The organism is Psychrobacter halodurans, assembly GCF_017498075.1.
In the GTDB taxonomy this organism is placed as follows: domain Bacteria; phylum Pseudomonadota; class Gammaproteobacteria; order Pseudomonadales; family Moraxellaceae; genus Psychrobacter; species Psychrobacter celer.
Genome location: NZ_JAGBKN010000019.1, coordinates 38,434 through 53,718, shown reverse-complemented (window position 1 = coordinate 53,718; position 15,285 = coordinate 38,434). Strand labels below are relative to the sequence as shown.

The window sequence follows — 15,285 nt, the reverse complement described above, 5'->3', positions numbered from 1 at the left end:
TTTTATCTAATTTGTTTCTCAAGGTTCGCTGCGTTGTTACTATGTAATTTACCCTAGTAATGCTTAGCTCGTCCTGATGAGGTGCGTATTATAGAGAGTTTCTGACGGGTGTCAACTGCTTTTTGATAAGTTTTTTAATTAATTTCGACAAACATAAAATAGATTAATGTTTTCAATATGTTAACGAAAAAACTTTTTAGGACGGCGCTGCGACTTAAACCATCATCACTTCATTAGTTATATAGAGGTAGCAAAATTGGCATTATCTATTAGCTATTGAAATCTACTTAACAGATACTTATATAGTCAATCTGATATGAACACGATACAGCGAGATGAAACGTTATTTTTCATAGCATCGGTAATTAGATAACTTTGAAGCATCAAGTGCTGCATCGATACTTAAACAATCACCGTGCTGACGTCGCTTGTCATAACACTTTTGTTACTTTGTATCTATAGTCTCCAACCTAGTGTTGCTAGGCAGTGTTTGCTATAATAGTGGCTTTTATGACACTACCTTGCAATGCTAAAGTGAGCCTTTAGATAAAGTGGCCAAAAGCCTGCTATTAATATCGTCTCAACTTAGTTTTTTGGGTGGTACTTTTCTTAACATATCACAGCAGTTAGATATAATTGATGCGGTCTTACGGTTATATGATTGATGGTTGCAATCATCACTGCCAACGGATCCAAAAAGGTGAATAGATTATGGTAGCGATTACTTTACCAGATGGTAGCGTAAAAAACTTTGAAGGCAATACAACCGTCATGGAAGTGGCGCAGAGTATTGGTGTAGGACTTGCCAAAGCGACGGTCGCTGGGCGCGTTGATGGTCAATTAGTCGATGCACACGATCCGATCACCCATGATGCCAAAGTTGAAATCGTGACGCCAAAAGACGCTGACGGTGTCGATATCATTCGCCACTCCTGCGCCCACTTGTTAGGTCATGCAGTAAAACAGCTCTACCCAGAGGTAAAAATGGTCATCGGACCGGTCATCGAAGATGGTTTTTATTACGACATCTATAGCGAGACGCCGTTTACCCCTGAGCATATGGAAGCCATCGAAAAACGCATGATGCAACTGATCAAACAAGATTATGATGTTATCAAAAAAATGACACCGCGCGATGAAGTCATCAAGATATTCGAAGAGCGTGGCGAAGATTATAAGCTGAAACTGATCAATGATATGCCGGGTGAAGAAGCCTTTGGTCTGTATCACCATCAAGAATATGTCGATATGTGCCGTGGTCCACACGTGCCAAATACGCGCTTCTTAAAAGTATTTAAACTGACCAAAATGTCGGGTGCATACTGGCGCGGTGATGCCAAAAACGAGCAGCTGCAACGTATCTATGGTACAGCGTGGGCTGATAAAAAAGACCTAAAGGCCTATATCCAGCGTATTGAAGAAGCGGAAAAACGCGACCACCGTAAAATTGGTAAAGCGCTCAATCTGTTTCATATGCAAGAGCAAGCGCCGGGCATGGTGTTTTGGCACCCTAATGGCTGGACGATTTATCAAGTGCTTGAGCAATATATGCGCAAAGTCCAACACGATCACGGCTATGAAGAAATTAAAACGCCGCAAATCGTCGATCGTAGCTTGTGGGAGCGCTCAGGCCACTGGGGTAACTATGCCACCAATATGTTTACCACTGCCAGCGAAAACCGTGATTATGCGGTAAAGCCAATGAACTGCCCGTGTCACGTGCAAGTATTTAACCAAGGCCTAAAGTCATATCGTGACCTGCCACTGCGTATGGCAGAGTTTGGCTCGTGTCACCGTAATGAGCCCTCAGGCTCCTTGCATGGTTTGATGCGCGTACGCGGCTTTACGCAAGATGATGCGCATATCTTCTGTACCGCAGCACAAATTCAGCAAGAGGTCGCTGACTTTATTAAACTGACCCTAAAAGTCTACGAAGACTTCGGCTTTGATAACATCATCATGAAGCTCTCCACCCGCCCTGAAAAGCGTGTCGGCTCTGATGAGTCTTGGGATTTTGCCGAAAAAGCTTTGGCCGATGCTCTCGACAGCTCAGGTCTCGATTGGGAATATCTGCCAGGTGAAGGCGCGTTTTATGGCCCCAAAATTGAATTTAGTCTAAAAGACTCTCTAGGCCGCGTCTGGCAGTGCGGTACCATTCAGGTCGACCCCAATATGCCTGAGCGTCTTGATGCAGAGTTTGTCAACGAACAAAACGAGCGTGAAACCCCAATCATGCTACACCGTGCTATTTTAGGATCGTTCGAGCGTTTCATCGGTATTTTGATCGAACACTATGCCGGTTGGATGCCAGTATGGCTTGCACCTAAGCAAGTGGTGGTGATGAATATCACTGACAAGCAAGCAGAGGCTTGTGAAAATGTGGTTAATGAGCTGAAAAACGTCGGTATTCGAGCCGTTAGCGACTTGCGTAACGAAAAGATTGGATTTAAGATACGAGAGAAAACATTAGAACGTATCCCCTATATGCTAGTATTAGGGGATAAAGAGATTGAAACGGGCAGCGTCAATGTCCGGACGCGTGAAGGCGAAAACCTTGGCGTGATGAGTATCTCTGACTTTATGGCATTAGTACAGACCGCTGTCGGTAAAAAAGGCCGACAGACCCCAAAAACAGATGAGGAGTAATACCTATTAAACAGTCCAACCGTTTGAACATCAACGAAGATATCAAAGTCAAAGAAGTCCGACTCGTTAAAGAAGACGGCGAACAAATGGGCGTGGTCGATATCGAAACCGCGATGAAAGCGGCGCGTGATGAAAACTTAGATTTGGTCGAATTGGTTCCTGAAGCAAAACCGCCTGTATGTAAGATCATGGATTACAAGCATTTCTTATATGATCAAAAACAAAAGGCCAAAGAAGCTAAGAAAAACCAAAAGCAGACTCAGCTTAAAGAGATGAAACTACGCCCCAGTACTGAAGAGGCGGATTATCAAGTTAAGCTGCGTAAAATTATCAGCTTTTTGGAAGCTCAAGATAAGGTTAAGATTAGTATTCGTTTCCGTGGACGCGAAATGGCGCACCAAGATATTGGTCGCAAGCAACTTGACCGCATCATTGAAGATACCGCTGATATCTCAAACGTCGAACAATATCCTAAGATGGAAGGTCGTCAGATGGGTATGCTGCTCGGCCCAACTAAGAAAAAGTGATCGACTAACCAGATTGCTATTAGTTAGTGGCGGCTGTCAATCGGCATGCTAATCCGTCGATGTTAGATAATGTCGATATTGATTAATATGGATACTTATACTGTTGACCATCAATATGCTACGGGATATTGATGGTTTTTTTGTATATAGGCTTCCTGCCTCTTTATCATAAGCAGCGATACTGCCTTTATTAGCCATGGCTTTTATCACCTATAGTTTTTATCAGTTATAGCGTTTTAAACGCTGTTTTTGGTATCACAAGCTGACGCTATTTTACAAAACCTCTCTTCTCAAGCTTTTCATTACCAGTTAGTCTAAAGCTCAATGGCTCTGTATTTATTCGCCTTTGTACTTATTCGCCTTTGTACTTATTCGCCTTTGTACTTATTCGCCTTTGTATTTATTCGGCTTTATATAAGACACAGGCTATGACACATACAGGCCGCGACTTGTCTTTTAAATAAAACAATACCCGATATAGTCGACACTACATAAACCGCACGGATGATGTATTACTGATTTTGTCCCTTTAGAGATTATAGGAAACTTTATGCAAGAATTGACGCCACCAGAAAACGCCGCTGCGCCAAGCATTTCACTGACGCCGCCTGAGCCCGTCAAAGAAGTACAAAAAAGTGAAGCCGACCAGATGGTGACTCTCGATAAAAGCCAAATACCAGAGCTCGATGCTAAAGTTGATGCTTTTGTCGATCATGTCATCACCAACTCTGTACATAGCCCTGAGTTTCAGCAAAACGTCCAGTCCATACATAACTTAGGCAATAAAGAGATTCGTGAGTCCGCGCAAGTCTCTAATCGTATGCTCGAGCTGCCAGCAAAGAGCATCAACGACAATCTGTTTGATAACTCCCCTATCGCCAAATCTCTGACAGAGCTGCGTGGTATCGTCGAAGATTTGGACCCTAGCAAAAAAGATTTGACCAGCTCACGCAAGCTGTTTGGCCTTATTCCTTTTGGCAATAAGGTTCAAGATTACTTTCGTCAATACGAGTCAGCGCAGTCACATATCAATGCTGTCGTGACCAGTCTCTATAACGGCAAAGACGAGCTGCTCAAAGACAATGCCATGATCGAGCAAGAAAAAGTCAATATGTGGGAGCTGATGCAATCGATTCGTCAGTACATTTACGTGGGTAAAAAAATCGATGAGCAGTTGGAGCAAAAAGTCTATGCCATCGAGGCGGCTGACCCAGAAAAAGCGCGCATCATCAAAGAAGAGATGCTATTTTATGTGCGCCAAAAAAACACCGACTTTTTGACGCAGTTGGCCGTCAACGTCCAAGGCTATTTGGCGCTTGATACCATTCGCAAAAATAATCTGGAGCTGATCAAAGGTGTCGACCGCGCGACCACGACGACCATCTCAGCGCTCCGCACGGCGGTGGTGGTCGCACAAGCGATGACCAATCAAAAACTGGTACTTGATCAAATCACTGCGCTTAATAAAACTACGAGCAGTTTGATCGAATCGACCTCTGCGATGCTCAAACGCCAATCGGGCGAGATCCATGAGCAGGCGACCAGCAGCAGTATCGAGCTTGATAAACTGCAAAACGCCTTCAATAATGTCTATGATACGATGGACATGATCAGCAATTATAAAATTGAAGCGCTAGAGAACATGAAACAAACGGTCAATACCTTGACCACTGAGGTCGATAAAGCACAAAAGTATCTCGACAAATCCAATCAGACCACGGTGCTAGAGGTCTCAAAGGAATTAGACAGCAAAAAAATCACCGATAAGTCTAGTGCGGTGGATATCGATATTTGATGGTTTTTTTCAGCTGTCTTCTTTAAAAGCAGACAGCTTGTTGCGACTTAATACAGATTAGGCGATTGACGCAAGATATTGCCTCGTCGTTCGTGTTAAGATAGCCCTTATTAATAATTTTAAAAATAGATACGGTAATTTATGAGTTGGAACGATCCAAACGCCTCAAGTGAGGCAAAAAGATATGACAATCCTATCCCTAGTCGCGAGCTGATACTGGGCACGATTAATGAGCATGGCGAAGTCACTCACAAGCAACTGGCGCAGATCTTTGAGATTGAAGACCCAGATCAGTTTGATGCGCTGGGCAATCGCCTAAAAGCCATGGCACGCGACGGTCAAGTAAACCGTGAAGGTCGTCCTTATCGTTATCGGACAGTGACCAAACAAGATGTGGTCACCGGTACTGTGTCGGCGCATCCCAAAGGTTTTGGCTTTGTATTATTAGAAGACATGCCCGATTTGTTTTTGCACGAAAAACAAATGCGCTGGGTATTTAATGGCGATACGGTAGCCGCGATCGGCACCTCAACAGACAATCGCGGTCGCACCGAAGGCCGCATCGTCGATATCATAGAGCGTCGTCAAAACAACTTCATCGGCACGCTAACACGTGATGATGAAGGCTACTGTGTCGAGCTTGGTAGTCCAAACCATCACCAACCCATTACTGTCACTGATGACAACGTACAGGCTCTAAACGCCAAGCAAGGCGCGCCCGTCAAAATAGACATCATCGATTGGCCAAACCAGCACGAGTTTGCTACTGGCAAAATCACTGAAGTCCTCTCCGATGATAACGACCGCGAGCTGATCATCGAAACGACGTTGCTCAATTATGATATTCCATCAGAATTTAGTGATGCGGCTCTCAAGCAAGCCAATGATTACGAAGAGCCTACTGACAAAGACCTAAAGGGCCGTACTGACTTACGTCATTTGCCCTTAGTCACCATCGATGGTGAAGACGCACGCGACTTCGATGATGCGGTATATGCCGAAAAACGCTCAGGTGGTAACTACCGCGTCTTAGTGGCTATTGCAGATGTCAGCTACTACGTCACGCCAAACTCGCCGTTAGATAAAGACGCGTATGAGCGCGGTACGTCAGTATACTTTCCGCATCGTGTGATTCCGATGCTCCCTGAAGTATTGTCGAATGGTCTGTGTTCGCTAAACCCTGATCTTGATCGCCTATGTATGGTGGCTGATATCAAGATATCGCGCGCTGGTAAAATCACAGGCTATGATTTTTATCCAGGTGTGATGCACTCACAAGCACGCTTGACGTACAACCAAGTCAACGCGTATTTCGACAATCCAAAAGACAAAAGCGTGCCTGATTCTTTGACAGGCAATAAAGACGTCAAAAAATCAATTGATACACTGCATCAACTCTACGAGCTGCTTTTGAAAAAACGCGAAGAGCGCCATGCGATGGAGTTTGAGACAGTAGAGACCTACATTAAGTTTGATGAAAAAGGTGGCATCGAAGCAATATTGCCACGTACGCGCGGCGATGCGCAAAAGCTGATCGAAGAATGTATGCTACTGGCCAATACTTGTGCGGCAAACTTTGCTCTCAAGCATGAACTGCCTGTCTTGTATCGTAACCACGATCAGCCAGATAGCGAAAAATCCATGCGTATCCATGAGTACGCCAAAAACTTTGGTTTGAGCTTCCCAGAAGAAAGCCCAACGCAGGCCGATTATCAGCGTATCATCGAAGCCACCAAAGACAGACCTGATGCCATTAGTATCCATAGCATGCTGCTGCGCTCGATGATGCAGGCCAACTACGCGCCGGACAACATCGGTCACTTTGGCTTGGCGTATGACGAGTACAGTCACTTTACCTCGCCCATCCGCCGTTATCCTGATTTGATGCTACACCGTGCGATCAAGGCAAAAGTCACGGGTAGCAAGCAGCCAGTGATGGATTTTTCACTCGAAGGTGCTGGCACGCAAACCTCAGATACCGAGCGCCGCGCCGAAAAAGCCTCGCGTTTTGTGGAGTCATGGCTCAAATGTCACTACATGAAAGATCATGTCGGTGAAGAGTTCAATGGCGTGGTGACCACCGTGACGAGCTTTGGCTTATTTGTCACCTTAACTGACTTGTATATCGACGGTCTGGTGCATATCTCAAACGTCGGCGATGACTTCTTTGTCTATGATGAGACGCAGCAGCAGCTCATCGGTAAAGACAAAGGCACGCTGTTTGGTCTGGGCGATTTGGTCAAAGTCAAAGTCGCAGGCGTCAATATGGACTTGCTACAAATTGACTTTGATTTACAAGCCAAGCTACAAGCCAGTGAGATGAACCAAACCAAAAAAGACCAAGCTAAAAAACCACCAGCCAAAAAATCACCAGCTAAAAAGAGCAGCAACCGCAAAGGCTCAAGCAAAAAAGGCTAAGCCACATAAGAGGTGGTAGATAAAAAGGTATTGATAAAAAAGGCTAACCCAGTGTTAGCCTTTTTTTGTGCCCGCTACGCTACTGGGCATTAGCCACTTGCGCGACTCGCTGCTGCTCGGCTCGCTGTGCTTGCTCTATCTGTGTGGTGGCATCATCCAAGAGGGCCTTGGGCTGCTGACCTAACGGCTGATTGGCAATATTTTCGCCAGTGTTTGCACCTGTATCTGTCGCAGCAGCCGACTCAGCGCTATTATTGTTTACTAGTACCTCTCTGTGCTTATCACGCTGATGCCCGCTTATCAGATTAAAACCCAATAATGCTACCATGCCCACAAGTGCGAAGATAATCAAATGTTTCATTTGCATAAAAGTGTCTCGTCTCTAGATAGTCATCAAATATCTATTTTGTTGCACTTTTTATGCCGTTTTTTAGGGCGTGTTCGCATTTCAAAAATGATGATAAAAATGAGATAAACTGCCGCTAAACATTGCCACTAAACATTGCCACTAAACATTGCCACTAAACAAGGAAGATAGCACAGATAATCTCGAGATATTAGTCAGCTATTTGGCCCTGTTTGGCCAGATTTAGCCATTTTTCACTCATTTAGGTGGCTATCTATTGAGTTGAGGACAGGCGCTAAGCTGATTATTCTTGCGGGCTATTGTTATTTAGCAAATCAGTCTCATCTGAGTTTTCGGCAATTTCTTGCTCGACCTTTTCCATCAGCTTATCATCGGGGCGGGCATCGAGGACATCGCTGCCACTGCGGCCTTGCAGGATAGTTTTGGCACGGGCTTTTGCTTGCTCTTTATCTTTATCATCGGTGGAGCTTGGCACTTGATTGCTTGAGGTAGCGCTGGGCACGGTGGTCGTAAGGGTAGCACCCGAGGTGGTGTTGTTTTGTGGCATCTGCTCAAAAGCTTGCTCTAATTTATGGTTAAAACGCAGTCGATAAATGGGCTCAGGTAAGCTAAAGCCTTCATTTTCTAGCGCGTGCTTGGTTTCGCGAATGGCGATACTACGCGCTTTAGAAAAATCGGTCTCGGATTGATCCACCCATACCTGAAACTCTAAAATGATATTTGAGTCGCCGACATTGGTAATGACAGCAATCGCTTTTGGCTCATCTAAGACAAACGCCAACTGGTGTATCGCATCTAGCCCAACCTTAATGGCTGCCAGTGGGTCATCGTTGGCGTCCACACCCAGCTCAAAAGTAAAGCGGCGCTCAGGGTTTTTGGTGTAATTTAGAATAGTACCTTTAAAAACCTCGGCATTCGGAATGCGCAGCTGGTTGCCATCTAAGGTCATCAAAATAGTCGCTCGCGATGTCAGGCGCACGACGATACCCTCTTGCCCATTGATGACAATGTGGTCACGTGCGCGAAACGGCTGCCGGATACTAAGCATGAGTGAGGCAATATAGTTTTCAATCGTGTCTTTGACCGCAAAACCAACCGCGATACCGATCACGCCTGCCCCGCCAAGTAGCGTTCCCAAAACAGTCTCTGCGCCGATCAGACTCAGCGCCAAGATCAGACCAAAAATGATAAAAATGACTTTGATGGTTTGGGCCAGTAGCTCTGCCACAAATGGATTTGGCGTCAGACGTTGCCACATGTTTTTGCGATTAGAGAGCCAGCTGCCAAACCAAGTCACTAAGGCAAATAGCACTATACCGACCAATAGTAGCGGTAGCGCCTTCACTAGATTGGTCACCTGTGCTTTTAGGCCTTGATAGACAGTGGTGACGTTGTCTTGTACATCGAGGGTACGATTGATTCGGTCTTCGACCGTGACCACGTCTGTCAAGCGATTGGTCAAGTTAATGGCTTGCTGCGCCTTTTTTTCATTGGGCGTCTCTCCCGTCAGCGTAACCACCCCTTGCGTCACGCTGACATTGACCGCTTGCAACCCGTCTATTTCTGAAAATATGCCAGTGATACGTTGACGGATATCGTTGTCTTTTTGCGGAGTCGGCGTGGTCTCGATTTGCGCGTTATTGGTGCTCTCACCACTGATGATAGGCGGCGGGTCAGGCTCAGATGATGGCTCTATGATCTCTGGCGTTTCAGCTACGCTGTCAGAGGTAGCAGGTGCTGGCTCGGCATTGTCTTCATCAAGCGCTTCTACATTGTCAACATTGTCACCACTGAGCGCAGCGCTAATGGAGGCAGCGTCTTCAATAGCTGCATGAGCTGGCAGCGAACAAAGCAGCGCCAATAGCAACAGCAGCTGACCGCATATACTGGCCAGACGGCGGATGATGGTGGGCATTTTTTGCGTTAGATAAATCGACATAAGCATCCTTTGCTTGTTGCATCATTGCCAAAACCTCAAGGTCTCATGCAAGCGTGGTCCCTGCCCTTTGTCTTAGCTTAGCAGCTAGGCGTGAGTCTATCTACTATAAAGCAAACATACGGCTATTTGCTTGACGCCGCCGCTATGGCGCAGCAAACAGATAGCCGTAGCGCGTTGCCTATCCTCACCATTGAGCACTAAGCCCAGCAAGTAAGAGCCTAGCGAGTAATTTTTTAGCAAATTTTAGGTAAGCTTAGCTGTCTAGGTATGCTTGAGCAGCACGCAAATCGAGTGTGCCTTCGTAGATGGCACGGCCGGTGATGATACCCTCGATACAGTCGCCATAGGGTTTTAGCAGCTCGATGTCTTTTATGTCGGTCACGCCGCCTGAGGCAATCACAGGCAAGCCACCTTCGCGAGCTAGATTGACTGTCTGTTCGACGTTGACGCCTTGCATCATGCCGTCACGGGCGATGTCGGTATAGACGATTGACGATACGCCTACATCGGCAAAGCGCTTGGCCAGCTCGGTGGCGCGAGTATCGGTGACATTTGCCCAGCCATGGGTCGCCACCATACCGTCTTTGGCATCGATACCCACGATGATATGCCCTGCAAACTCACGGCAAGCCTCAGTAACAAAGTCGGGATCTTCGACTGCTTTGGTGCCGATAATAATATACGTCAAGCCTGCGGTGATGTACTGCTCGATGGTGTTCATATTACGCACACCGCCGCCCAACTGGATAGGCAGGGTTGGGTAAGCCTTGGCGATGTCATTGACCACTTGTCTATGTACTGGTACCCCATCAAACGCCCCGTTTAAGTCCACCAAATGTAAGCGGCGAGCACCTTCTTCTACCCAGCGCGCCGCCATGGCCACAGGATCGTCAGAAAACACCGTATCATCCTCCATACGGCCTTGCTTTAAGCGCACACATTTACCATCTTTTAAATCAATCGCCGGAATAATGACAGGCACAGCACACATAGGACATTCCTTATAACGCACAAATAAAATAAGTAATCAATATATCACTGAATCAATATATCACTGATATCGAAATACCATCTAGACAGCCACTTGATATATCGCTGATGACAGAGCTATACCGCAGAGCGTTTCGAAATCAGTGGCTAACAAAATCAGTCAGAATATAGTATCAGTAAATTCTCTTCGTGTTGGCTCAAATCTGAATAATTCAAACAACAAATAATGCCAAAAACTTAACAATCATAACCATAAGTTTTAGTAGATGGAATCACTGGCAACATTAGGTAAATTCACTTACCGGCTGGCAATTTTAGGTCAATTTAGCGTATAATCCTAGGTAAATTTGTATTTGTTTCTATATGATAGCAACCATGCGCCACACTTTTTTCAGTTAACCATCACTGAAGTGCTCATGGCGGTCAGGATGAATCGAGCAACAGCTAAATGAACCAGTACAATATTGGCTGACAGTTGGCTAAAAGGGTTAACGTAACAATCTTCAATGCCAGTCTGAGAGCAGACTGCGCTGCGCCATTACCCTTGAGACGTCTTTTTATATATCTCCCTTACATCCCTATCATGAGATAACGCCTTAGAAAGTCACTCCTAGATTACCAGCGGCAGATGGTCATACACAGTATGTCTACCAGCGGCAGGGCTAGTGTGGCTTCGACCAGTTTATCTATCTTTGTAGATTACTTGGCTGCGTTTTTATGTCATTGGCTCTGCAACAAAAAGCCAGTTCATAAAGCGACAATCGTGCTGGTTTACAGGTTTTAATTTTCAATGAAACGTATGATGGAGCTGTTTACGATCAATGCAGTCGCTTTTGGCCAACGCCCAAAGTGAGTGCGTTTGGTTTGATGGTTTTAGCATACACCTTGGTAGCCAGTCGCCAACTTTGGTAATTCGAATAAGACATTAACGTGTTGTTAAGGAGTCTAAGGTCAGCGTTAATACTCTTACTAGCAGTGATATTCTTGCGTTGTTTTCAAAGCCTTATGTATCTCTATCCTACTATAGGAATAGCGAGTTGAGGGCTTTATTAAATGACGCAGATGTTCATGCTGCCGATATACCAAACAGGACGTCTGGTATCGTTTTAGACTATGGACTAAGTTTTCGCTTATGATTACCATCAAAAAAGGTTTGGATTTGCCCATCACCGGTGAACCCTCCCGCGAGATATCTGAGCACCAACCAACACATGTAGCAGTCATTGGCTATGATTATGTGGGTATGAAACCCACAATGAATGTCAAAGAAGGTGATGTCGTAGCTAAAGGCCAGCCCGTTTTTGAAGACAAAAAACGTGTTGGTGTTATCTACACTGCCCCTGCTGCTGGTAAAGTCGTCGCGATCAATCGCGGCGAGCGCCGAGTGTTTGAAAGCCTTGTGATTGCGGTCGACCCAAACGGTGAAGAAGTAGACTTCGAGCGCTATGACTCCCAGCAACTTGCTGACCTAGACTCGAAGGTCGTTGAAACCCAACTGCTGGCCTCTGGCGAATGGACTGCGTTTCGTACGCGCCCCTATAGCCGCGCACCAGAAATCGGTGCCCGTCCGCATGCCATCTTTGTCACCGCGATGGATACCAATCCACTTGCGTTTGACCCGATGCTGCTGATCAATGAGGAGCTGCAAGCGTTCAATGACGGTCTCGCAGTATTATCTACCCTCAGCCCTAAGACTTTCGTCTGTCATCATGGTGATGCTAGCCTGACGTCCGTTGCAAAAACCGCGGCAAGCAACGTCACTGAGTATCATAGTTTTGCAGGTAAGCACCCAGCAGGACTGGCCGGCACGCACATTCACTTTTTGCATCCAATCATGCGCGGTGTCACCGTCTGGACGATTGGCTATCAAGACGTGATTGCTATCGGTAAGCTATTTACCACTGGCCGCTTGTATACGCGCCGTATGATTAGCTTGGCAGGCCCTGCAGTCAATACTCCACATCTGATCGCAACCGAACGCGGTGCTGACATCACAGCATTGACCAAAGGCCAACTGGCCGCTGGTGAAAACCGTGTCATCTCAGGCTCAGTGCTGTCAGGACGCAAGGTGTTTAGCAACATCGCTTATCTTGGCCGCTTTCACAACCAAGTCAGCGCCCTACCTGAAGGCCGTGAGCGCCCCGCATTTCACTTCTTTACCGCTGGTAAAAACCGCTTCTCTAAACTGCCGATCTATATCTCGCAGTTTTTTGGTGGTAAAAAATACAACTTCACCACCACCAGTAACGGCTCACCGCGTGCGATGGTACCCATCGGTGTCTATGAAGAAGTCATGCCGCAAGATTATCTGCCAACACAGCTACTACGTGCCTTGATTGTTGAGGACATCGTTAGCGCCGTTGATTTGGGCGCACTCGAATTGGACGAAGAAGATTTGGCATTATGCACCTTCGTCTCTCCTGGCAAATATGAATTCGGTGATATCTTGCGTGATAACTTAACGCGCATTGAGCTGGAGGGCTAACCACGATGAAATTTTTACACAATATGTTCGATCGTATGGAGCCGTCTTTTATCAAGGGTGGCAAACACGAAAAGTACTATGCCATCTTTGAGATGTTCGATACGTTTTTACGTCAGCCAGGTACCACTACCTACGCCTCGTCACACGTGCGCGATGGTATCGATCTAAAACGCATCATGATTACCGTCTGGCTCTGTACTTTCCCTGCGATGTTTTGGGGTATGTACAATATCGGCCACCAAGCATTAACCGCCATCGCTCAGCTAGGCTTGCAGCCTGAAGGCTGGCGCACGGTTATCACCAGCATGGCAGGCTACAACCCAGATAGTATTTGGGCCAGCTTTGTCTATGGGGCCATGCAGTTCTTACCCATTTATATCGTCACCTTCGCGGTTGGTATTCTCTGTGAGATTATCTTTGCCGTGGTGCGCGGACATGAAGTCAACGAAGGTTTCTTTGTGACCTCAGTGCTCTTTGCGCTTTGTCTACCGCCAGATATCCCATTATGGCAAGTCGCCTTGGGTATCATCTTTGGTGTGGTCGTGGCAAAAGAGGTCTTCGGTGGTACGGGTAAAAACTTCCTAAACCCTGCCCTATCAGGTCGTGCCTTCCTCTACTTTGCCTATCCAGCCTATATGTCTGGTGACTCAATCTGGACGGCGGTGGACGGCTTCTCTGGCGCGACACCGCTTGGTCTTGCAGCACTTGGCGTCTCTCCACAAGATTTCGTCGATGTCTATGGCAATGCCATCACTTGGAGTGATGCGTTCTTGGGCAACATGCAAGGCAGTATTGGTGAAGTCTCTACGCTCGCTATCCTCATGGGTGCGGTCGTACTACTGTGGACGCGTATCGCCTCCTGGCGCATCATGGCAGGCTGTGTGGTCGGCCTCATCGCCACCTCGCTGGTCTTTAACATGATCGGCTCAGAAGACAATCTGATGATGAACTTGCCGTTTTATTGGCATTTGGTCATCGGTGGCTTCGCTTTCGGTGCGGTATTTATGGCAACCGATCCTGTCTCTGCTGCGCATACCAATAAAGGCCGCTGGGCGTATGGCATCTTGATTGGCTTTATGACCGTATTGATTCGCGTCGTCAACCCAGCCTTCCCAGAAGGCATCATGCTGGCCATTTTATTCGCCAACTTATTTGCTCCATTGTTTGATTACTTTGTTACCCAAGCAAACATCAAACGCCAAACTGCTCGGAGGGTTCGTTATGTCCAAGCCCAAAAGTAATAACGCAAAAACCATCAGCGTTGCACTGACACTATGTTTGGTGTGCTCTGTATTGGTCTCGGCAGTTGCTGTGGGTCTAAAACCAGCACAAATCGAAAACGCTCGCTTAGACCGTAACAAAAACATCCTCGTTGCCGCTGGCATGTACAATGCTGAGTCAGATACAGCAAGTGATGTGGCTGAGCGTTTTAAAGATTTTGATGTCGAGATCATCGACCTAAACAAAGGCGACTATCTCGATGATGACGCGCTAAAAGCCGCTGGCATCCCTGATCGCAACGCCTATGACGCCAGTCAAGCAACCAAAAACCAAGCCTTGAGTGAAGACTTAGGCAACAACGATCCTGCTGGTATTGGCCGTAAGCCAAAATATGCCAAAGTCTACGTAAAAAGCGACGACGCTGGCAATCCTGAAATGGTGGTGCTACCGATTCAAGGCTATGGCCTATGGGGCACGATCTACGGTTTCTTAACGCTCGAGAGCGACATGAATACCATCAAAGGTATCAGTTTTTATGAGCATAAAGAAACCCCAGGGCTCGGTGCTCGTATCGAAGAGCCAGAGTGGCGCGCCCAATGGAGTGGCATCCAGTCGTATGACGAAGATGGCAATGTGGCCACTGGTGTGACCAAAGCTGGCACACCAAAAGACAACTGGGTCGATGGCATCAGCGGTGCAACCTTAACGGGTCGCGGTGTCAGCAATATGATTCAGTTTTGGCTGGGTGAGCAAGGCTACAAGCCTTATCTAGATAAGCTGCGCCAAGACAGTGGTCAAACGATTGACAATGCAGACACGCAAGCCAGTCAAGCGACGCTGACAGCTGAACCGAACACCGAACTGGCAGCGCCAGTAGTAAACGGCAAGGAGGCATAA

General features: G+C 46.7%; 10 protein-coding genes. 7 read left to right on the top strand and 3 right to left on the bottom strand.

Annotated features, from left to right (window positions below; all coding sequences use genetic code 11):
* The first annotated feature begins 711 nt into the window (after positions 1–711).
* The 4 genes from thrS to rnr all read left to right on the top strand — a co-directional run bounded on the left by thrS (position 712) and on the right by rnr (position 7,386).
* Positions 712–2,646 (top strand): threonine--tRNA ligase, encoded by a 1,935-nt coding sequence (thrS, locus tag J3491_RS09250; protein ID WP_207969983.1) that lies wholly within the window; start codon positions 712–714, stop codon positions 2,644–2,646.
* A gap of 23 nt (positions 2,647–2,669) precedes the next feature.
* Complete coding sequence (gene infC / locus J3491_RS09245; RefSeq protein WP_075101252.1) at positions 2,670–3,173, top strand: translation initiation factor IF-3; 504 nt, start codon at positions 2,670–2,672, stop codon at positions 3,171–3,173.
* A 550-nt stretch (positions 3,174–3,723) separates the two neighbouring features.
* Positions 3,724–4,968 carry a toxic anion resistance protein gene (locus J3491_RS09240; RefSeq protein ID WP_075101253.1) on the top strand — a complete coding sequence of 415 codons (1,245 nt, stop codon included), beginning with the start codon at positions 3,724–3,726 and terminating at the stop codon, positions 4,966–4,968.
* Between the two features lie 141 nt (positions 4,969–5,109).
* Entirely contained in the window at positions 5,110–7,386 is a 2,277-nt protein-coding gene (gene rnr / locus J3491_RS09235) for a ribonuclease R (RefSeq protein WP_207969981.1), read from the top strand.
* Positions 7,387–7,465: 79 nt separating this feature from the next.
* On the opposite strand, the gene J3491_RS09230 is transcribed toward rnr, so the two are convergent.
* The 3 genes from J3491_RS09230 to hisA all read right to left on the bottom strand — a co-directional run bounded on the left by J3491_RS09230 (position 7,466) and on the right by hisA (position 10,683).
* A complete protein-coding gene (locus J3491_RS09230; protein WP_207969979.1) occupies positions 7,466–7,753 on the bottom strand; it encodes a hypothetical protein in 288 nt (95 codons plus the stop codon).
* A 283-nt stretch (positions 7,754–8,036) separates the two neighbouring features.
* The gene (locus tag J3491_RS09225; RefSeq protein WP_207969977.1) at positions 8,037–9,692 is read right to left on the bottom strand and encodes a mechanosensitive ion channel family protein; all 1,656 of its coding nucleotides are present in this window, start codon (positions 9,690–9,692) and stop codon (positions 8,037–8,039) included.
* Between the two features lie 253 nt (positions 9,693–9,945).
* Entirely contained in the window at positions 9,946–10,683 is a 738-nt protein-coding gene (gene hisA / locus J3491_RS09220; protein WP_192995118.1) for a 1-(5-phosphoribosyl)-5-[(5-phosphoribosylamino)methylideneamino]imidazole-4-carboxamide isomerase, read from the bottom strand.
* A 1,131-nt stretch (positions 10,684–11,814) separates the two neighbouring features.
* Between hisA and J3491_RS09215 the strand changes: the two genes are divergently transcribed.
* From J3491_RS09215 to J3491_RS09205, 3 genes are read left to right on the top strand one after another with little or no spacing between them, the layout of a single operon-like run.
* Positions 11,815–13,167, top strand: coding sequence for a Na(+)-translocating NADH-quinone reductase subunit A (locus tag J3491_RS09215; protein ID WP_207969976.1), 1,353 nt, complete (start codon positions 11,815–11,817; stop codon positions 13,165–13,167).
* 5 nt (positions 13,168–13,172) lie between these two features.
* Positions 13,173–14,408 carry an NADH:ubiquinone reductase (Na(+)-transporting) subunit B gene (locus tag J3491_RS09210; RefSeq protein WP_207969974.1) on the top strand — a complete coding sequence of 412 codons (1,236 nt, stop codon included), beginning with the start codon at positions 13,173–13,175 and terminating at the stop codon, positions 14,406–14,408.
* The gene (locus J3491_RS09205) at positions 14,389–15,285 is read left to right on the top strand and encodes a Na(+)-translocating NADH-quinone reductase subunit C (protein ID WP_207969972.1); all 897 of its coding nucleotides are present in this window, start codon (positions 14,389–14,391) and stop codon (positions 15,283–15,285) included. The genes J3491_RS09210 and J3491_RS09205 overlap by 20 nt, the downstream gene beginning before the upstream one ends.